The 18,576-nt window shown below is 67.2% G+C and carries 26 protein-coding genes; 12 read left to right on the top strand and 14 right to left on the bottom strand.

All coding sequences use genetic code 11. The features are described 5' to 3' along the window. Positions 1-28 precede the first annotated feature (28 nt). On the bottom strand, positions 29-190 hold the full coding sequence (locus QZH66_RS03920; protein WP_305804650.1) for a hypothetical protein: 162 nt from the start codon (positions 188-190) through the stop codon (positions 29-31). Positions 191-375: 185 nt separating this feature from the next. Continuing rightward, the gene (locus QZH66_RS03925) at positions 376-864 is read right to left on the bottom strand and encodes a pyridoxamine 5'-phosphate oxidase family protein (protein ID WP_305804738.1); all 489 of its coding nucleotides are present in this window, start codon (positions 862-864) and stop codon (positions 376-378) included. A gap of 164 nt (positions 865-1,028) precedes the next feature. On the opposite strand from QZH66_RS03925, the gene QZH66_RS03930 reads away from it, so the two are divergent. The 3 genes from QZH66_RS03930 to QZH66_RS03940 are packed head-to-tail and all read left to right on the top strand — an operon-like array spanning position 1,029 to position 2,557. Next, entirely contained in the window at positions 1,029-1,316 is a 288-nt protein-coding gene (locus QZH66_RS03930; protein ID WP_305804651.1) for a hypothetical protein, read from the top strand. A gap of 3 nt (positions 1,317-1,319) precedes the next feature. Beyond that, positions 1,320-1,472, top strand: a complete 153-nt coding sequence (locus QZH66_RS03935; RefSeq protein ID WP_305804652.1) for a hypothetical protein — start codon at positions 1,320-1,322, stop codon at positions 1,470-1,472. Continuing rightward, complete coding sequence (locus QZH66_RS03940) at positions 1,469-2,557, top strand: HDOD domain-containing protein (RefSeq protein ID WP_305804653.1); 1,089 nt, start codon at positions 1,469-1,471, stop codon at positions 2,555-2,557. The genes QZH66_RS03935 and QZH66_RS03940 overlap by 4 nt, the downstream gene beginning before the upstream one ends. 40 nt (positions 2,558-2,597) lie before the next feature. Here QZH66_RS03940 and QZH66_RS03945 read toward each other — a convergent pair whose 3' ends face one another. Beyond that, complete coding sequence (locus QZH66_RS03945) at positions 2,598-4,169, bottom strand: phospholipase D family protein (RefSeq protein WP_305804654.1); 1,572 nt, start codon at positions 4,167-4,169, stop codon at positions 2,598-2,600. A 135-nt stretch (positions 4,170-4,304) separates the two neighbouring features. Between QZH66_RS03945 and sstT the strand changes: the two genes are divergently transcribed. The 3 genes from sstT to QZH66_RS03960 are packed head-to-tail and all read left to right on the top strand — an operon-like array spanning position 4,305 to position 6,553. Further along, entirely contained in the window at positions 4,305-5,516 is a 1,212-nt protein-coding gene (gene sstT, locus QZH66_RS03950) for a serine/threonine transporter SstT (RefSeq protein WP_305804655.1), read from the top strand. Positions 5,517-5,519: 3 nt separating this feature from the next. Beyond that, positions 5,520-6,242 (top strand): AzlC family ABC transporter permease, encoded by a 723-nt coding sequence (locus QZH66_RS03955; RefSeq protein ID WP_305804656.1) that lies wholly within the window; start codon positions 5,520-5,522, stop codon positions 6,240-6,242. Beyond that, positions 6,242-6,553, top strand: a complete 312-nt coding sequence (locus QZH66_RS03960; RefSeq protein WP_305804657.1) for an AzlD domain-containing protein — start codon at positions 6,242-6,244, stop codon at positions 6,551-6,553. Before QZH66_RS03955 ends, QZH66_RS03960 begins: the two co-directional genes overlap by 1 nt. On the opposite strand, the gene QZH66_RS03965 is transcribed toward QZH66_RS03960, so the two are convergent. Further along, positions 6,554-7,264, bottom strand: coding sequence for a S4 domain-containing protein (locus tag QZH66_RS03965; protein WP_305804658.1), 711 nt, complete (start codon positions 7,262-7,264; stop codon positions 6,554-6,556). A gap of 71 nt (positions 7,265-7,335) precedes the next feature. Further along, positions 7,336-7,836, bottom strand: coding sequence for a M48 family metallopeptidase (locus tag QZH66_RS03970; protein WP_305804659.1), 501 nt, complete (start codon positions 7,834-7,836; stop codon positions 7,336-7,338). A gap of 83 nt (positions 7,837-7,919) precedes the next feature. Here QZH66_RS03970 and QZH66_RS03975 point away from each other — a divergent pair, with 83 nt between their 5' ends. Together QZH66_RS03975 and QZH66_RS03980 are read left to right on the top strand one after the other, a co-directional pair. Beyond that, positions 7,920-8,474 carry a DUF2058 domain-containing protein gene (locus QZH66_RS03975; RefSeq protein WP_305804660.1) on the top strand — a complete coding sequence of 185 codons (555 nt, stop codon included), beginning with the start codon at positions 7,920-7,922 and terminating at the stop codon, positions 8,472-8,474. Between the two features lie 106 nt (positions 8,475-8,580). Continuing rightward, a complete protein-coding gene (locus tag QZH66_RS03980) occupies positions 8,581-8,847 on the top strand; it encodes a DksA/TraR family C4-type zinc finger protein (RefSeq protein WP_305804661.1) in 267 nt (88 codons plus the stop codon). Here QZH66_RS03980 and QZH66_RS03985 read toward each other — a convergent pair. The 9 genes from QZH66_RS03985 to QZH66_RS04025 form a co-directional block, all read right to left on the bottom strand. Further along, a complete protein-coding gene (locus QZH66_RS03985) occupies positions 8,844-9,062 on the bottom strand; it encodes a hypothetical protein (RefSeq protein ID WP_305804662.1) in 219 nt (72 codons plus the stop codon). The two genes, QZH66_RS03980 and QZH66_RS03985, sit on opposite strands and share 4 nt — an antisense overlap. A 335-nt stretch (positions 9,063-9,397) precedes the next feature. Further along, complete coding sequence (locus tag QZH66_RS03990; RefSeq protein WP_305804663.1) at positions 9,398-9,673, bottom strand: hypothetical protein; 276 nt, start codon at positions 9,671-9,673, stop codon at positions 9,398-9,400. 31 nt (positions 9,674-9,704) lie between these two features. Then, positions 9,705-10,103, bottom strand: a complete 399-nt coding sequence (locus tag QZH66_RS03995; protein ID WP_305804664.1) for a hypothetical protein — start codon at positions 10,101-10,103, stop codon at positions 9,705-9,707. A gap of 477 nt (positions 10,104-10,580) precedes the next feature. Beyond that, positions 10,581-11,165 (bottom strand): mechanosensitive ion channel family protein, encoded by a 585-nt coding sequence (locus tag QZH66_RS04000; RefSeq protein WP_305804665.1) that lies wholly within the window; start codon positions 11,163-11,165, stop codon positions 10,581-10,583. Between the two features lie 52 nt (positions 11,166-11,217). Beyond that, positions 11,218-12,495: an ectonucleotide pyrophosphatase/phosphodiesterase gene (locus tag QZH66_RS04005; protein ID WP_305804666.1), complete on the bottom strand. Its 1,278-nt coding sequence runs from the start codon at positions 12,493-12,495 to the stop codon at positions 11,218-11,220. A gap of 276 nt (positions 12,496-12,771) precedes the next feature. Continuing rightward, positions 12,772-12,969 (bottom strand): hypothetical protein, encoded by a 198-nt coding sequence (locus QZH66_RS04010; RefSeq protein WP_305804667.1) that lies wholly within the window; start codon positions 12,967-12,969, stop codon positions 12,772-12,774. Positions 12,970-12,981: 12 nt separating this feature from the next. Continuing rightward, the gene (locus QZH66_RS04015; RefSeq protein ID WP_305804668.1) at positions 12,982-13,326 is read right to left on the bottom strand and encodes a YkgJ family cysteine cluster protein; all 345 of its coding nucleotides are present in this window, start codon (positions 13,324-13,326) and stop codon (positions 12,982-12,984) included. 350 nt (positions 13,327-13,676) lie between these two features. Then, positions 13,677-15,032 carry an Hsp70 family protein gene (locus tag QZH66_RS04020; protein ID WP_305804669.1) on the bottom strand — a complete coding sequence of 452 codons (1,356 nt, stop codon included), beginning with the start codon at positions 15,030-15,032 and terminating at the stop codon, positions 13,677-13,679. 57 nt (positions 15,033-15,089) lie between these two features. Next, a complete protein-coding gene (locus QZH66_RS04025; RefSeq protein ID WP_305804670.1) occupies positions 15,090-16,049 on the bottom strand; it encodes a cation diffusion facilitator family transporter in 960 nt (319 codons plus the stop codon). 111 nt (positions 16,050-16,160) lie between these two features. Here QZH66_RS04025 and QZH66_RS04030 point away from each other — a divergent pair, with 111 nt between their 5' ends. The 4 genes from QZH66_RS04030 to QZH66_RS04045 all read left to right on the top strand — a co-directional run bounded on the left by QZH66_RS04030 (position 16,161) and on the right by QZH66_RS04045 (position 18,488). Next, entirely contained in the window at positions 16,161-16,499 is a 339-nt protein-coding gene (locus QZH66_RS04030; RefSeq protein ID WP_305804671.1) for a zinc ribbon domain-containing protein YjdM, read from the top strand. 509 nt (positions 16,500-17,008) lie between these two features. After that, positions 17,009-17,596: an RNA 2',3'-cyclic phosphodiesterase gene (gene thpR / locus QZH66_RS04035; protein WP_305804672.1), complete on the top strand. Its 588-nt coding sequence runs from the start codon at positions 17,009-17,011 to the stop codon at positions 17,594-17,596. A gap of 42 nt (positions 17,597-17,638) precedes the next feature. Then, on the top strand, positions 17,639-18,241 hold the full coding sequence (locus tag QZH66_RS04040) for a hypothetical protein (RefSeq protein WP_305804673.1): 603 nt from the start codon (positions 17,639-17,641) through the stop codon (positions 18,239-18,241). Between the two features lie 64 nt (positions 18,242-18,305). Continuing rightward, positions 18,306-18,488, top strand: a complete 183-nt coding sequence (locus QZH66_RS04045; RefSeq protein WP_305804674.1) for an oxidoreductase-like domain-containing protein — start codon at positions 18,306-18,308, stop codon at positions 18,486-18,488. Positions 18,489-18,576: the final 88 nt, after the last annotated feature.

The raw sequence follows: 18,576 nt of genomic DNA on the forward strand, positions 1-18,576 counted from the left end.
ACGCACTGTATGCGGGTGGAGCGTGCGATCAGTCGTGCTGCGACGGCGGCGTCGCGACAGCGGGAGAGCCGTCGGCTTCGGCTTTGGCGGCTTCCTTGGCCTGGCGCTTGCGCGCCTCTTTTTCATCCTGCTGTTTCTTTTTGGCGATCTCGCGCTGCCGCTTTTCGAACGAGTAATTGGGCTTGGCCAAAGGGCGTATCTCAATTGAAAGATGCACCAGTGTAGGCCCTGGCGGCCATTTTCCCTCACCCCAGCTGAAGCGAGGCCGGAAAAAGGCTGTTTTGCAGCTGAACCAGGCGCTTTCCGGGAGCGCCGGATTCCTGCCGCTTGCGCCGCTTGCACGCAGCCAGGCTCCGCCTGCGCGGCAGATGCGGCTCAGCGCAGGTCGATCGTGCCGACCTTGTCCTTGTAGTCCTCCTGCGGCTTGATGCCCAGCATCATCTTTGCGCCGGCCAACAGGTTGGATTCGTTCAGCCAGATCTCCGCCTCGGTGGGGTCCAGTCGCAGCAGCACCAGCGACGGATCATCCTTGCCGCCTTCATACCAGGCCGCCACGAACGCGTTCCACAGGCGATCGACCATTTCGCGGTCATCGGTGAGGTGCAAGGTGCCGCGGATGCTGGCGAAAAGATCATGCGACTTGGAGCTGAACGCGGCGATCGCCTGATTGCCTTGCGCCAGATGCTGGACCAGCGCGTTGTTGCGACTGGTGAAAAACCAGATCGGCCCGCGTGCGCCTTCTTCCACTTGCGCCGTCATCGGCCGCGAATGGCCGTTTTCCACGCCATCCAGACCGAGCATCAGCGTCCGGTCGGAATGCAGTGCTTTCCAGAATTTATGTTCCAGATCCTTGAGGTCGGTCATCGCTGTGCTCCGTATATTCCGGGAGTTCCAGTATTCGGGGGCGGCGCGAACCGGGCGTGAAGTCGCCCCGGATTGGCATCGGGCCACGACCGCCCGATAGACTGCGCGGCTTGCCGTGGCGGCGGTGTCGCCGACGGGATCGATCGCATCCACAGGAAGCCCCAATGAAAAAACTGCTGGCCATTGCGCTGCTGTGCCTGTTGTCGGCCTGCAGCCAGGGCATAAAAGGCGTCTACGCCGATGACATGGGAGCTACCCGGTATACGTTCCAGTCCGATGGCAGGCTCGGCATCGAGGTGATGGGTGTGCAGCAGTACGCCAGCTACACCCGCGACGGCGACCGCCTGGAAATCGCGCTGGCCGGGCACGGCGCTTCACTGGGTTTCACCATCAACCCGGATGGCTCGTTGACCGGGCCGATGGGCGTGCGCCTGCGAAAGCACAAAGACTGAACCGTGGCGCCGCTGCTGGTGGCAGTCGCGGCGGGCGCCTGCTGCATCCGGTGGTCGCGGCGTTGCCGCTGTGCCGGCAAGGGCACTAAAGATCTGCCGGGTATGGTCGATATCGTCGGCAGGATCGCGCATGGATTGCAGGCCGCCCACTTATGACCACCCTGATTCCCGTCCTGGCCGCATTGGTCGCGGCTCTGCTGGTGCTGGTGATTTTCCGTGTCCGCCATCGCCGTGGGCGTGCTGTCGGCGTGACCGCAACGGCATGGCCGGTCACGGCCAAGGCCGAGGCGATGGACGACGCGATGTGCGTGGATGGCGAACAGGCGTGGCGGATCCTGCAACAGGCACAACGCGGCTTCCACGCGCTGGCATTGGGCGTGCCCGGTACGGACGCGGCGGACGAGGAGCTGGACCCGCCGCACCGGGCGGTGATCGCGGCGGTGATCACGGCGTTGGGCCGTGCAGATCTGTCGCCGCGCTACACCCCGCGGCGGCCGCAGTTGCTGCCGCAGTTGATCCAGAGCGTCAACGATACGGCCGCCTCGTCACGTTCGATCAGCGCCATCATCGGCCAGGACCCGGTCCTGGCCGGCAATCTGCTGCGCATTGCCAACAGCCCGCTGTACCGGTTGCAGTCACGCCCGGTGGAAAGCATCGAGCGCGCGGTCACGCTGGTCGGCACCGATGGCATCCGCCAGATCATCTCCGCGGCGCTGGTGCAGCCGGTAATGCACGCCGGTGGCGGGGATGGCAGCCGCTTCCCGGTCCTGATCTGGGAATACTCGTTGCGGGTGTCGGCCGCCGCTGCCGACCACGCGCGCGGCGTGGAACGCGACGACGGCTTTGCCGCGCAGCTGGCGGGGTTGCTGCACGGTCTGGGCGCGGTGGTGGTGATGCAGGCCGCGCATGACGAATACGCCCGGCAGCCGGCGCTGGCGCCCTCGGCCCTGGCGTTGCGGGAATTGCTGGAGCGCTGCACCCAGCCCACGGCGGCGCGGATCGCGCTGCACTGGGAGCTGGCAGACGTCATCCATCAGGCCTTGCACGACGGCGACAGTCCGGCGGCGCAGGACAGCGCACTGGGACGTTCGCTGCGCTTCGCGCGCACGGCCGCCGCGCTGGCCGTGCTGTGCGCTGAACAGCAAATGGAAGACGCCCGGGCGTTGGACCTGCTCGCCCAGCTGGCGCCGGCGCATGTGGCCGGCTGGATCTGGAAACGTATCCGCCAGCCCGCCGCATAGCGTCGCGCCGGTCAGCGTGTGGCGTTGCCGGGTGGTCCGGTTACAGCTGCGATTCCAGTGGCAGCCAGCTGATGCCGCGGGCCAGCGCCCGTTGCATGAACGAGGTCTCCGGCTCGACGCTGTAGCTTCGCGGCGGTTGCGTGCCGCGGTCCAGCCAGCGCACCCGCCCGCGCGGATCCAGATAGACCCGGTAGGCCAGGGCGGGACTGGCCAGTCGCAGGTATTCATCGCGCAGCTGCGCGGCGAGGGTGGGATCGTCGAACAGCACACCCATCTCGGTGTTGAGATAGGCCGAGCGCGGGTCCAGGTTGAACGAGCCGACGAAGCCGCGCTGGTCATCGATGACGAACGCCTTGGTGTGCAGGCTGGCGCCACTGCTGCCGAACAGCGTGGACTTGCCATGCCCGCCGTGGGCCTTGAGCTCGTACAGCTGCACCCCGCCGCGCAGCAGGGAGGTGCGATAGCGCATATAGCCGCCATGCACCGCAGCCACGTCGTTGGCGGCCAGGGAGTTGGTGATCACTCCCACCTGCCTGCCGTCGGCCACCATCTGGGTCATGGCCCAGGTGCCGCTTTTGCCGGGCACGAAGTAGGGCGAGATCAGCAGTGCCTTGTGCCGCGTGCCGGTCAGTTCCCTGACCAACCGGGTAACCAGCCAATCGCTGCGGTCGGCCTGGCGATGCTTGAGCGGTGGATCGGAGCGCACCTCGACGTGGGCGGTCCAGTGCAATGGAATGTGGTCTTCCAGATAGCGCGCCTGCGCCTGGTCGCGCACCCGTTGCAGGTAAGGCCGCGCGCGTTGCAGCAGCCATTCCGGTTCCGCCTTGCGGAGCAGTGTCTGCAGTGGCGCGCTGTGGCGGTTCAGCGCGGTGATCGGCACCGCGGCATCACTGTTCCAGTAGTCGTCGAAAATACCGCTGGCCTGGGCCACCACCGGGCCGGCCAGCAGCAGGTCGAGGTCGCGGAAATTCACATCCGGGCGGGCATCGAAATACTCCTCGCCGATATTGCGCCCGCCGACAATCGCCATGCGGCCATCGGCAATCCACGCCTTGTTGTGCATGCGGTGGTTGACGCTGAATGCCCGTTGCACCATTTCCAGCGATCGCCACAGCCCGCCGCGGTTGCGGAACGGGTTGTACAGGCGCAGCTCGATGTTGGGATGCGCATCGAGCGCGACCAGCATCGGGTCCAGCCCTTTTGCGTTCATGTCGTCGAGCAGCAGCCGTACCCGCACGCCGCGCTCGGCGGCTTCGTACAGGTCGCGGGCCAGCAGATGGCCGACCAGGTCGTCATGCCAGATGTAGTACTGCAGATCCAGACTGCGCCCGGCATAGCGGGTGATGACCGCGCGCGCGGCATAGGCATCCAGCCCGTCGGACAGGTAGGCCACGCCGCTCTGGCCGGGGTGGGCGGCCAGCAGCGGCTGCAGCTCGCGGTCGATCCGGGTCTGCGCCGGCTGCAACGGCAGGGTATGCGACGCGCTGCCCAGTGCCTTGGGGGTCAGCCGGTCGGCCAGCAGCAGGCCGCTGGCGACCAGCACCAGCAGCGCGGCCAGGACAATACCGAACAGGCGCAGCAGCCGTTTTGCACGGGATCGGGTCGCATTCATGGCCGCTATCGTAATCGCGCCCCGCGCCGCTGCAACCAGACCGGCAACGCAGGGCACCCAGTGCATGACGTTGGAGGGATGCCGGCTTTCGCGCATTCGGAGACAATCCGGGACTTATTTGTCCGAGCGCTTCCCATGACCGACCGCCTCTCACGCCTGCGCGCGCCCAGCCTGGTTACCCAGATCGTCATCGGTTTACTGGCCGGCAGCGTGTTCGCGCTGCTGTTCCCGCAGGCCGGCTCGGCGGTGGGCCTGCTTGGCACGCTGTTCGTCGCCGCGTTGAAGGCGGTGGCGCCGGTGCTGGTGCTGGTGCTGGTGGCCGCGTCCATCGCCAATCACCGCCAGGGGCAGCAGACCCATATCCGCGGCATCCTGCTGCTGTATGTGCTCGGCACTCTGGCAGCGGCCATGGTCGGGGTGCTGGCCAGCTTCCTGTTTCCCAGCGTGCTGACGCTGACGGTGCCGGCCGATACCGGACTCAGTGCACCGGGCGGGATCGGCGAGGTGTTGAAGACGCTGGTGCTGAAGATCTTCGACAATCCGGTCAATGCGCTGGTCAACGCCAACTACATCGGCCTGCTGGCCTGGGGTGTGGGACTGGGTCTGGCGCTGCGCCACGCCAGCGCAACCACCCGGCAGATGCTGGCGGACCTTTCCGCCGCGGTCACCTGGGTGGTAAGGGCGGTGATCAAGCTGGCGCCGCTGGGCGTGTTCGGCATCGTCGCCTCGCTGCTGTCCGAATCGGGACTGGGCGTACTGCAGGACTACCTGCATCTGCTCGCCGTGCTGGTCGGGGCGATGCTGTTCATGGCGCTGGTGGGCAATCCGCTGATCGTGTTCGCGGTGACCCGGCGCAATCCCTATCCGCTGGTGCTGCGCTGCCTTCGCGAAAGCGGCATCACCGCATTCTTCACCCGCTCATCGGCAGCCAATATCCCGGTGAACATGGAGCTGTGCCGCAAGCTCGGCCTGCACCAGGAAACCTATTCGGTGGCCATTCCGCTGGGCGCAACGGTCAACATGGCCGGCGCGGCGATCACCATTTCGGTGCTGACCTTGGCGGCGGTGAGCACGCTGGGCATCACCGTCGATCTGCCGACCGCGCTGGTGCTGAGCATCGTGGCGGCCGTGGGCGCCTGCGGGGCCTCCGGGGTGCCGGGTGGTTCACTGCTGCTGATTCCGCTGGCCTGCGGGCTGTTCGGCATCGGTGACGACATCGCGATGCAGGTGGTGGCAGTGGGGTTCATTGTCGGTGTGGTGCAGGATTCGGCCGAGACCGCGCTCAACTCGTCCACCGACGTGCTGTTCGTGGCCGCGGCCGAACAGGCGCGGAGCGGCCGGCGCTGACCGATGGCCGGGCGTTTTACTCCTGCGGTCCGCATCGGGCTGTCCATCGCGCTGGCAACCGGCCTGTACGGCATTTCCTTCGGCGCGCTGGCGGTGGCTTCCGGTTTCAGCGTGGGCCAGACCGTGGCACTGAGCCTGCTGATGTTCACCGGTGGCTCGCAGTTCGCCTTTATCGGCGTGGTGGCCGGCGGCGGCAGCGGTGTGGCGGCCTTCGGCGCGGCCACGTTGCTGGGCATCCGCAACGCGGTCTATGGCGCGCAGATCAACCAGATGGTGCGCCCGCGCGGCTGGCGCCGGGTGGCGGCCGCGCAGGTGACGATCGACGAGTCGGCGGCCACCGCGGCCGGGCAGACGCTGCGCGACGAGCAGCGGCGCGGCTTCTGGGTCGCCGGGATTGGCGTGTATGGGCTGTGGAACCTGTCCACCCTGCTGGGCGCGGTGCTCGGCGATGCGCTGGGCGACCCGCGCCAGTGGGGGCTGGATGGCGCCGCGGTGGCGGCCTTCCTCGGGCTGCTGTGGCCGCGCCTGCGTGGCCGCGAGCCGGTGGCCATCACCGTCAGCTGCGCCTTGATCACCGTGATTGCGTTGCCGTGGGTGCCGCCGGGCGTGCCGATCCTGCTGGCCGCGGTGGGGGCGGCGCTGTGGGGCGGGTTCGGCCGCGGTCGCGCCGATGAAGGTCTGGAGCCGGACATCGCGCCGCCGCTGACCCGGCCGGAGCCGCGCTGATGCCGCTGTGGGGGTGGATCCTGGCCGCCTGCGCGGCGGCCTATGCGCTCAAGCTGGCCGGCTACCTGGTGCCGGCGCGCTGGCTGGAAACGCCGCGGATGACGCGGGTGGCCGGCACCCTGACCATCGGCCTGCTGGCCTCGTTGACCGCAATGAACGCTTTTTCGGCAGGGCAGGGGCTGGCGTTGGACGCGCGGCTGGGCGCGTTGCTCGCCGCCGCCCTCGCATTGTGGTGGCGGCTGCCGTTCCTGCTGGTGGTTATCGCCGGCGCGGGCGCTGCGGCCACGCTGCGGCTGGCCGGCTGGGGCTGATCAGAAACGCTGTCCTGCCGCCAGATAGCGCCACTGGCCTTCGGGCATCTTGCTCAGGCCGACGCGGCCGATGCGCAGGCGGCGGATCGCCACCACGTCCAGCCCGACTTCCCTGCACATGTAGCGCAACTGCCCGGGCCGCACGTTCTTGATCGCAAACCGCAGGCGGTCCTCGTTCTGCCAGCTGACCTTACACGGCGGCAGCTCGCGGCCTTCATGGCGCAGGCCATGGGCCAGGCGCAGCATGCCGTAGGGTTTCAGCTCGCCGCTGATCTCGACGTTGAATTCCTGTTCCAGCAGCGCCTGCTCTTCTTCCAGACAGCGGCGGATGCGCCAGTCCTGGCTGAAGACCACCAGCCCGCTGGCAGCCGCTTCCAGCGGCATCAGCGCCTGCAGCCTGTGGAAATGCCGCTGCAGCAGGCGGATGCCACTGGCATCGGACTCGGCGCGGGTGGCTTCGGTGATCTGCGCCAAGGCTTCGGCAGCAGACATCCCGGCCGGTTTGTTGAACAGCAGCGTGGCCGACTCGAGGCCCTTGGCCTCGGCATCGGCGTCCAATACGACGGTTTCGGCGCCCACCATCGTCTGCGGGGTATCCACCACCACACCGTCCACGGTGACGCAGCCGCCCTCGATGTATTGCTGGGCTTCGGCGCGGGAACACTGGAACAGGGCGACGACACGCTTGTCGAGGCGGATGGGTGCGGACATGGAAAGCGGCTCGGTACGACGGGCAGGGAGTGTAGCGGCTGATGGCCGCCGCTGCTGGGGCGGGGCCAGGCTCAGCCCGGCTGGGCGCATTCCAGCTGGGTCAGGTACAGGCGCAGATCGAATTCGAGCTGGTGGTAGTCCGGCGCCATATGCGTGCACAGCTGGTAGAAGGGCTTGTTGTGGTCGGCCTCCTTCAGGTGCGCCAGCTCGTGCACCACGATCATCTTCAGGAATTCGGCCGGGGCATCGCGGAACACGCTGGCGATGCGGATCTCGCGGCTGGCCTTGAGTTTGCCGCCGTGGATCCGCGAGATCGCGGTATGCGTGCCCAGTGCGTGTTTCATCACCTGCAGCTTGCTGTCATAGATCACCTTGCCCAGCGGCACCGACTTGCGCAGGTAGCGGTCCTTCAGCTCCTGCGCGTATTCATACAATTGCCGGTCGTTGCGCACTGTATGTGGCTGCTGGTACTTGTCGCGCAGCAGCGGCCCGAGCTTTTCCTGTTGCAGCATCGTGCGCACCTGCTGCTGCACGTGTTCGGGATAGCCGGCGAGATATTTCAACGGTTGCATTGGCAGAGCGCGGGCGCCAGCGGCGCGGATCGGGGCAGGCCAGTATGATGGCAGCCATCGCTGACAGAAGAACATGCAGGCACATGGCGAAGGCAAATCCCCTTCAGGAACAGTTGCTCAAGGCCGGACTGGTCAAGAAGTCCGCAGTGGCGCAGGCCGCCCGCGAACAGGTCAAGGCGCGCCACGGCAAGACCCCGGTGGCGCCCACCGAAAGCCAGCGCGAAGCCGAACGCGCGCGCGCCGAAAAAGCCGAGCGCGACCGGCTGCTGGCCGCCGAGCGCAACGCGCAGGCGCGGGCCAACGAGTTGCGGGCGCAGGCGCGGCAGATCATCCAGGACCGCAAGGTCCCGCGCAGCGGCGAGCTGGAATACCGCTTCAACGACGGCAAGCTGATCCGCACCCTGCGGGTGGACGAGGCGCTGCGCAAACAGCTGGCCTCCGGTGCGCTGGTGGTGGTGCAGCACGGCGAGGGCTACGAGCTGCTGCCGCGGATGGCGGCCGACAAGGTGCGCGAGCGCGATGCCTCGCTGATCGTGGTCGACCACGGCCAGCCGGATGAAAGCCCGGTGTCCACCGGCAACGCCGAGGACGACGCCTATTACGCCCAGTTCCAGGTGCCTGACGACCTGGTCTGGTGATGGCGCCGGCCCCCGCGTCGGCGGGCCGTCCTGCGCCGGTCGATTGACGGAATGCTTTGACCGCCTCGGGTAGGCTGGGGCCGGGTCATCAATGGAGCCGACCATCATGGCGACCGGTTGGGCAGGAGACGACGCGGTACAGGAGCAGATCGACGCCACCGTCGAGGATGCGATCAAACGGGCCCGCAGCAAGCTGCACCATGGGCCCGGTTTGGAACGTTGCGAGGAATGTGATGCGCCCATTCCCGAGGCACGCCGCAAGGCGGTGCCGGGCGTGCGGCTGTGCGTGAGCTGCCAGGAGGTGCAGGATCGCGCGGAGAGCGAGTCCAGCGGTTACAACCGCCGCGGCAGCAAGGACAGCCAGCTGCGCTAGATCGTCAGCATCAGCCCGAGATGCGCGATGGGCATGTTGAAACCGGCACCGATGGCGCTGGGCAGGCCGGGCGGGACGAATCCGCGGGTGTTGAAAACGAATGCACCCAGTGCCAGCGCGATCACGCTGAGCCAGCGTGAGGGCGGAAGTCGCGGGAGCGGGGGGGCGGCTTCCGGCGCGTTGCGCGGACACGAAGGTCGGGAAGTGGCAGGCATGGGGGGCAGAAGCTGCAGCGGCAACGCAGCGGGGGCACCGCAACCGGGGTGCGAATCTTGACATGCCTGCCCCGTACGTCGGCCCAACGCTGTGGTGCATATCCGGCAATGGCGCTGGCCTGCCGGGGGGGGGGGAGGGGGGCAGCCCGGTGCGACAGCTGGTTCCCAGGACGTTGCGCGCCAATGGCAACCCGTTGCGCGAACTGTCCCGTCCGCGCCAGAAAGTGTCGAATCACAAGGTTGCAGGGGCCTCGTGGCGGTATCTGCGGACACTTCGCGCCGCGCAGCGGAAGTCGGCTCCTGGGCTGGGCAAGGCCGGAAGTCGGTGTGCGCGGTCAGCGGCGACGTGAACGGCCACCCAGCCAGGCGCCAAGCTGAGCCAGCAAGCCACAGAAAATGCTGCCCTGCAGTGCCCAGGTGACGATGTGTCCCCCCAGCAGATAGGCGCCTGCGATACCCATGGCGGCACCGGCAAGTGCAGCACGGGCAACCTTGCGTTGACGCGCCAAGGCCACGGCCTGTTTTTCGCGCTTGCGCACGAACTCTTCCCGGGCACGCAGGTCAGGTTCCAGAATGGCCTGGGCGATCGCTTCTGCTTGTGTCTTGTCCATGCGGAAAATTTCCGTTGAGCACTCCGGGGACTCAGCTCGTGCGGCCCAGCGGTGCGGGTTTGAAAGGACGGGTCGAGCGCAGTGCGCCGAGGCCAGCCAGCAGGGTGGCGGCAACCGCCAGCCAGAAGCCGCCTTTCACCTCACCCCACAGGTGGACGCTGGCGAAGTACAGGCACGCGCAGAACGCCAGCGATGCAAATAGTCCCGGCCACGGTCGCCGATAGGGCAGTACCACCGCGGCGGCACCGATCACGCTCGCCAGCGCCCACAGCAGCTTTGTCCCGAACGTGGCCGCCCACAGGGTCCGGAATGCTTCGGTACCCGGGAACAGGTTGAAAAAAAGATCGAGCGTGACAACGGAATGCATGACCACCAGCGGCACGAAAGCCGCTGCGGCCAATCGACTCGGTAATGGCGTGCTGGCGTGCATGGAACCCCCTGCGATTCAACAACCGGGTTGAAGTGGCCGATGCGGGCGCGTCGGCTGGAATGGGCATCTTGCCGTCACCGCACCGGCCTTGGAGCAGCTTGAACGGCAACCGTCCGCATGGCGCTGGCGGCTGGCGCGGCCATGCGGGGCCCGGGCGCGGAAACAATTGCAGCGGCCCGGTTTGCGCATGCCAAAACGCAGTGGCCTGCCAGCGGTGGAGCGGGCACGGCGGCCGTTTGCGATTCTTGCTTCATGGAGTCTCCAGCGTCAGGGGGAAGCCGGCCTCGGGGATGGCCATGGATATTCCGGTCCGCAGCTTGGAACTGTCAATTGCGACGGCTTCCGGAGCGTTGGGCAGAAGGCCGGATGGTCACCTCGCCGCATCCGATCGCCGCCGCTTCAGCGGGCTGGAAATGGTCAACCCCGCCGCAGCGGGGTTGGTTCGGTGATGTGCGTGGATATGGATGCAGCAGGAGTTCAGCCGTCGCCTTGAACCGGCGCCTGCGCATTGCCGCCATTTTCGCGCCATCTGCGCAGGCCGCGCTGGAAGAACAGGCTGTTGGGAATCTGCATGAAGGTGGCGTCGGCCGGGCCGTCGATCTCCTGCAAGGTGGTGTAGATCATGTTGACGTCGATCACGCGGCCCTTGAGGCCGGGCTTCTCGCCGTTTTCCAGCAGTTCGATGCGGTCGCCGATGCGGAACGGGCGGGTGGTGAAAATAAGCAGGGTGCAGAAGATATTCGACAGCACGCTCCAGGCGGCGAAGAACGCGACCGCACCGACCGCGGCAAAACCGGTAAAAGCGGTCCACAGCACGGTGGCCGAAACGCCCAGCCGGTCCAGGATCACGATCAGCGTGGCGCTCCAGATGATGAAGTTGAACAGGCGCCGGGCGGCGACTTCCAGTTGCGGTGGCAAGGTGTAATGCGTGCCCAGGCGGGCGAGCAGGCGACGGGCCAGCACCCGCAGCAGCCAGGCGGCGGCCAGCACCAGCAGGATGCTCAGGCCGGTCTGCAGGGTGCCGATCCATTCGTGCATCCAGGCGGGGAGGTAATGCGTCATACGGAGTTCTCTTGGCGGTGCCTGGGCAGCCGGTGCGCACAGGCGTGAGGGATCATGGAAGGGATTTCAGCGCCGCCGCGGTACGCACGGGATGGCCGTCGTTGTGCGCCGGCGTGATCGCCAGCAAGTGGGCCAACAGAGGATAGACGTCGACATTGTCGATGGGCGCAATCACCGCACCGCGTTTGAAGGCAGGACCGTGGGCAATGAACAGCGAATGCATATCCGGATGCCGGGTGTCGTAGCCGTGTTCACCGCGCGTGCGATAGCGCTTGAGTTGCAGCCTCTCGCGGGTCGTGACCTGCCAGCCGTGCTCGGCGATGCAGAGGTAGGCGGGAACGCGGCGGTGCTGGCCGAACTGGAAACGCGCTGGAATCTGTTCGCGGGTCATGCACTGCATATGCGGGTGTTTGCCCAGCAGCTTTGCGGCGTGCGCTTCGCCGCCGGGAAGGGCGTCGAACGAGGCGTAGGCGCCGGTCCAGCTGACATCCAGCGCGCTCACATCCACCAGGTCATCCAGCAGCACCTCGCGCTCCGGTCCGGTGCTGGCCATGCCGTGATCGGAGCCGATCACCAGATTGACCCGCTGGCCCAGCCCTTGCGACCGGATGCCGGCGACGAGCGCGGCCATCGCCGTATCCACTTCGCCCAGCGCGGCATTGAGTTGCGGTGAATCCGGGCCATGCACATGGCCCATGGTGTCGACCAGATCGAAGTACAGGGTGATGAAGTGCGGCCGTTGTGCCGCCGGCAGCGCCAGCCATTGCAGGACCTGTTGCACCCGCTGGGCCGAGGTCACCTTGATGTCGAACGCCCGCCAGAATTCCGGCCGGGCGCCATGGATCGGCGCTTCCGAGCCGACCCAGAACATCGAGGCGGCACGGCCGCCGTGTTCCCGCACGCTGGTCCACAGCGGCTTGCCGCCATTCCACCAGCGCGCGTCGGCCACCGTGGCCGGGTCGAACATGCTGAAGCGCACGCCGGGGATCTGCGGGTCGGTCATGAAGTTGGAGATCACGCCGTGATTGTCCGGGCGCAGGCCGGTCACCAGGGTGTAGTGGTTGGGAAACGTGATCGAGGGATACGACGGCCGCATGTACTGCGCGCGCACGCCGTCGGCGGCCAGCGCGGCCAGTGTGGGGGTCAGCCCGCGCTCGAGATATTCGTTGCGGAAGCCATCGATCGACACCAGGATCAGTGGCGCCTCGGCGTTTGCCGGCATCGGCTGTGCGGCGGGCGTGGCAAGCGCAGGAGACGGCGTTCCGGTCAGGGACGTACAGCCGGCCAGCGCCAGCGCCGAGAACAGCAGGAGTGCGGAAAATCGGAGCATGCAGTCACAACATCAGGAGGGTGGCCGATTGTCGGCCACCAGCCGCGGTCGTGTCAGCTGATCGTCATCGGTCGCAAGACCGGCGCAGAGGATCGGCGTCGCAGCCGGGCGCGTGCTGCCGTTTGCGGAAAACCAGCACGTTCCGCTGTGACCGGGGCCGTGATGGCAATGCGCGGCCCGGCAGCGGGGAGCGAAGAACGCCGCTGCCTCCGGCACGCAGCGGCAGGCGCGCGCAGAGTGCTGTACGGCCGCGATGCAGCGGCGGCCGGGGTCGCCTCAGCCTTCTGCGGCCTTGGCCTCTGCGATCTTCTTCAGGGTATTGGTGTTGCCCAACACCTCGATCTTGCCACCGGCCTTGCGGAAGGCGGCGAGGTCGGCGGCCAGGCTTTCATGGCTCAGTGCCGACGATGCCTGCTTGCGGTCGGGACGGTTGATGCGCGGCTGGTTGGCGGTCTTCAAAGGCAAGCGTGACATTTAAGCTCCTTTCTAGCGGTACAGGGTGAGGGGAATGCCGCGGCTCATCTGATCCTGGTAGGCGCTGCGGACTTCCCGGCAATACGGGGCGCCCATGACAAAGCGCCGGCAGATGGAGGGACGCTGTTCGTAGATGGTGCAATTCAGGTGATGGCCGTCCACCGCCACGCACCAGCCCTCTTCATCCCGGGCCATGACGTGCAGTCCGGCTTCGGTGTATTCGGTCAGATGCTCGGGGACCTTGTCCTCGGGCATCAGCAGTACCGTCAGGCGACAGCACACCGCATCGCAGCGGCTGCAGCTGATGTCGGATTTACGCTCGGCAGGGGGGTTGGCAGCAGCAGTGGCGGTAGCCATGCGTCGGCCTCCAGGTTGTCGGCGCGCGACCGTCGCAGACGAATGCGGGAGGGGCGCGTCCAGATCGGCAGGCACCAGAGACCACCGGCGCCCTCAGGACGGGTGGCGCTCGGCGATGGGTGGGGCGGCTAGGGCGCAGGGCGCGCAACGCAAGCGCGGCAGGGCGGCGATGCAACGAGACGCGCCAATGCCGGTGGAAGGCCCGTCGCGAGAAAGTTCAGCGCGCTTATCATACGCGGCTTTGTGCCGACAAGCGTTAATGGCCTCGCATGGCGACGTGGAGCCGCCGCTCGTGTGCGCATCCCGGAGGGCAATCGCACCGGTTGCGCGTGCCGGCAGCGGTGCGCCTTTTACCGCGAGGCCGACAGGGCCAGGCCCTGCACCACGCCAAAGGACGGATCGCCATGCACCAGCCGCGACTGCGGGAACGCGGCGGCGGTGGCCTGCTGGATATAGCCGGCACGCGACATGCCTCCGGTCAGGAAGACCGCGGCCGGTTCGGTGCCGATATCGGTACGCACCTGCTGCAGCAGGTCGCCCAGTTCGCGCAGATACGTGGTGGCGGCGTCGCCCAGACGGCTGGCAGCGATCTCCACGGCCAGTCCGCGCTCGATGAAATCCAGCGCGCTGGTGTGGGTGGCGGCGTCGCTGAGGCCGATCTTGCACTGCTCCACCGCGCGATACAGGCGGGCGGTGTTGCCGGTGTCCTGCAACGCCCGCAGTCGCGGGCCGTAGGGCGCATCGACATCGCGATAGCTGTGCTGGCGGAAATCCTTCTGCCGGGTCATGTCCTGCACCATTGCCGCTTCCACATAGTGATGGGCCGGGACGCGGGTGATGCCGCGGCCGAACAATGGCATATAGCCGGTCAGGCTCAGCGCCAGGTCGATATCGGTACCGCCGCGGGGAATACCCCAGGCGCGATGGACTTCCGGCACGCCGTCACCGCCGACGCGGGCGTGGGCGATATCGGTGGTGCCGCCGCCGATATCCACCACCACCACGTCATGCGGATCGCGGCTGCCGGCGTGGTAATGCATGGCTGCCGCGGCCGGCTCTTCAAGGAAATCGATGCTGTCAAAGCCGGCGGCGATTGCGGCGCTGTGCAGGATGTCCAGCGCCTGCGCATTGCCGGCCTCGCCGATCGAACTGCGGAACTGCACCGGGCGCCCGAGCGTGGCGCGGCGCACATTGGCGCCGAGCTGCCGCGAGGCGGTCAGGCGGATGTGTTCAAGGATATGGGTGGCGATACCGGTGATGGTCTGCCGCGCGCGCGGATGCAGGTTGTAGCCGAGCATCGATTTGGGGCTCTGCACCAGGTTGCCTTCGTTTTCCTCGAAGTAGGCTTCCAGCGCCGCATCGCCGTAGACCGCGTTCTGCAACAGCGCGGTCGAGCTGCGCGGTTCGCGGATCCGCTCTTCCATCCATTGCCGGCGCACCACCCGGACCGCATCGCGGCGCAGCTGTTCCGCGGTGCGTTCCTGCCCGGCGGCGCGGGCATCGCGGCGACCGGATTCAACCAGTTCGCCCACCTGGTGTTCCAGTGCCGGAGTCAGCGCGAAGTCGTTCGGATCGCGCATCACCTCGGGGAAATACACCGTGGTGCGGAACTGCATGGCCTGGCCGAAGCGGATTGGCACCACACGCCCGTCAATGACCGCCGCGGCGGCGGAGTTGCTGGTGCCGAAGTCGATGCCGAGTTTCATGCGCGGTGCCGCTGATGCGAGGGCCGCGCACTTTACTATGGCCGGCCGGGACGCGCGTCACTGCGTCGATGCGGGGGGATCCAGTTGCTGCAGGCGTTGCTGCCAGGTCTGTGGCGTCTGCGGCTTCACAAACAGCGCCACCAGTTCGGGATGGCGCGCGTGCGCGGCGGCCTCGATGCGGCCGATGCAGGCTTCGATCTGCGGGGTGGTGCGGTGGTCCTCGAACTCGGCGCTGAGCGCGGCCATCACCTGGTTGGGGCCCATCTGCACGGTCAGCACGCCATTGGCCGAATGCACGTCCGGATCGCGCGAGGCGATCTCCAGCAACGAGCGCGCGACGTCCGGATCGGCCGATTCGCCGAGCAGCAGGCCCTTGGTTTCGCGCGCCAGCAGGAAAGCGGTCACCGCCAGCACCGCGCCGATGCCGATGGAGGCGATGCCGTCGAGTTCGGGCATCTGCAGCAGCTGCGCACCGAGCAGCCCGGCCAGGGCGATGAGCAGGCCGATCAGCGCGGCGCTGTCTTCCAGCAACACGGTGAAGGTGCTCGGGTCCTTGCTGCGCCGGAAAGCTTCGAAATAGCCAAGCTGGCCCTTGGTGGCGCGGAATTCGCGCACTGCCACGGTCCACGAGATTCCCTCGAACACCAGCGATACCCCCAGCACCAGATAGGCCAGGCTATGGCTGCCGCCCGGGACCGGATGGCGCAGCCGCGTGATGCCTTCGTAGATCGAGATGCCCGCGCCCATCGCAAACACCAGCAAGGCGACGATGAAACTCCAGAAATACAGTTCGCGGCCGTGGCCCAGCGGATGGGCGTGGTCGGCAGGGCGGTTGGCGCGGCGCAGGCCGTAGAGCAACAGCACTTCGTTGATCGTATCCACCAGCGAGTGCACGCCTTCGCTGAGCATGGCTGAACTGCCGGACACCGCGGCGGCGATGAACTTGGCTACCGCGATGGCCAGATTCCCGGCCAGCGCCACATGGATGACCCGCCGCGGACCGCTGGTTCCCGTCACGTTCTGCTCCGTAGCTGCGGTGGCGTTCCGCCGCGCAACTTTCCGCGGCCGGCTGTCGCCATGACGTGAGCGGCTACAATTGACAGCCTTTCCTGATGTCCGGGTCATGCCATGTCTGTTACTTCCTGTCCCCAGTGCTCACTTCAGAACGTCTATCCCGATGGCGCGTTGTGGGTCTGCGCCGATTGCGGCCACGAGTGGGCGGCCGGCGATACCGCCGAGGCGGCTTCGGGGGTGGTGGTGCGCGACAGCAACGGCAACGTGCTGGTGGCCGGCGATACCGTCACCGTGATCAAGGATCTGAAGGTCAAGGGCTCGTCGATCCCGCTCAAGCAGGGCACGGTGATCCGCAATATCCGCCTGGTGGAAGACGATGCCGAAAACATCGAAGGCAATTCCGACAAGATCAAGGGTCTGGTGCTGAAGACCTGCTTCCTGCGCAAGGCCTGAGCGCCGTTCTGCGATCGGTGGCCAGTGGGCAGCGCTGTGCGTGCCGGGCCGGGCCGGTACAGGTTTTTTGCGGTTGCCCGGTAGCGGACACCGCCCGCAGCCCGAACCGGTCCGTCTGCTCGCCGCTTTTTTCATCGTTCGCGTCGCGGGGCCCCGGTAGGGCGCGCGGTTTGGCCGCGGGCGGGCGCAGCGTGGCGCGCGCCAGATAGCGCCGATGCAGGCGCCGCACTCCATCCACAGCGCATGTGGACGAGGGCCGGGTAAACATGTGGATAACCTCCCGCAGCCGTTGCGTTGCAAGGCGCAGGGGGTGCGTGCTCAAAAAATGGCCAGCGCCGGTGGAGCGGGGCGCTGCGGGTCGAACCGGCCACCGCCCATGGCGCGGGTTTGAGCCGGCGCCAGCCGCGTTGGGGCGGCGGCCCGGAACCGGGCGGTCTCTGCTAGTATCCGCGGCCTTCCATTAGTGCGGTTCGTCGCGACAGGACGCGCCTCTGCTGGCTTGCGACATCATGAAGACGTTTCTTCCCTCTGCCGATGCGCAAATGGCGCTGGGCTTCGGTAACGATATTCCGACCGAACGCCTGTTTTTCGCGGTGATGCCCGATGCGCAGACCGCGGCGCGGATCGTCGAGATCGCCGCCGGCCTGCGCGAGGAACATGGCTTGAGCGGACGGTTGCTGGCGCGCGAGCGCCTGCACATCACCTTGCATCATCTGGGCGATTACGCCGGGTTGCCGCCGAGCCTGCTGGCCCGCGTGCAGCAGATGGCCGCACGGGTGCGCCTGCCCGAATTCGAGGTCTGTTTCGACCAGGCCGGCAGTTTTGCCGGGCACCGGCAGAGCCCGTTCGTGCTGCGCAGCGAAGGGGGCGCGGAACTGCTGCACGGTCTGCACCAGGAACTGGCGCGTTGCCTGCAGGGGGTGGGGAGCAGGTCCGAACATGCGTTCACCCCGCACCTGACCCTGCTGTACGACACGCGCCGGCTGCCGGTGCAGCCGGTACAGCCGATCCGCTGGTGGGTGCGCGAATTCGTGCTGATCCGCAGCTTTCTCGGGCAGACCCGTTACCAGCTGGAAGGACGCTGGCCGCTGGGGTGAGGCGCGCTTGCGCATCGCCGGCCCTGCGCCAATCATGAGCATATGGATCTGCTTCCCTTTGCACTGCCGGCGCCGCTGCTGGCCCAGATCGAGACGGCCTACGCCACGCCGCCGCGGGCATATCACAACCTGGCCCATGTGCAGGCGCTGCTGCGGCACTACCGCGACGTGGCTGCCGGGCCGGGTTGGCAACAGCCGCGCGAGGTGTGCCTGGCCGTGCTCTATCACGATGCGATCTACGAAGCCGGCCGCCGCGACAACGAAGCGCGCTCCGCGCAGCTGGCGCTGCAGGCGATCACGCGCTGGCTGCCTGACGCCGGGATCGATGCGGCGCGGGTGGGGGCGCTGATCAACCTCACCGCCCGCCATGGCCAACTGCGTGCGGAACAGCTCGATGCCGATGCCGCCTTGTTTCTTGACAGCGACATGGCCATCCTCGGCGCCGCGGCCGAGGTGTTCGACGCCTATGATCGCGGTATCGCCGAGGAATACCGCGGCAAGGTGCCGGGCGTGCTGTTCCGGCTCAACCGCCGGCGCTTCCTCGCCGGCGTGTTGGCACAACCGCGGATCTTCTTCAGCGATTTTTTCCACACCCGCTACGATGCGGCCGCGCGCGCCAACCTGCGTCGCGTCACCACTGCTTGAAGCAGGCGCGGCACATGCCACTCCCGATGTGCTTCTTTTCGACACGCTCCTCCTGTATCGCGCAATGACCCGGATTCCCGACGCTTTTCCCGACCCGCGCCCGCAGCCTCCCGAAGAACCGGGGCCGAACGAATGCTGCGGCAGCGGCTGCCCGCTGTGCGTGCTGGACCTGTATGCGGACGAACTGGCCCGCTACCGCCGCGAGCTGGCCGCGTGGAAACAGCGCCATCCCGACGCGCCGGAATAGGCTTTTCCCGCACTGCGGGCATGCGCCGCTCGCCGCAGCTTTGGCGGTGGCCGGCGTGACGGCGGCCTGATCCGGGGCGCATTATCGT

This window comes from Stenotrophomonas sp. YIM B06876, assembly GCF_030711595.1.
Lineage (GTDB): Bacteria > Pseudomonadota > Gammaproteobacteria > Xanthomonadales > Xanthomonadaceae > Stenotrophomonas.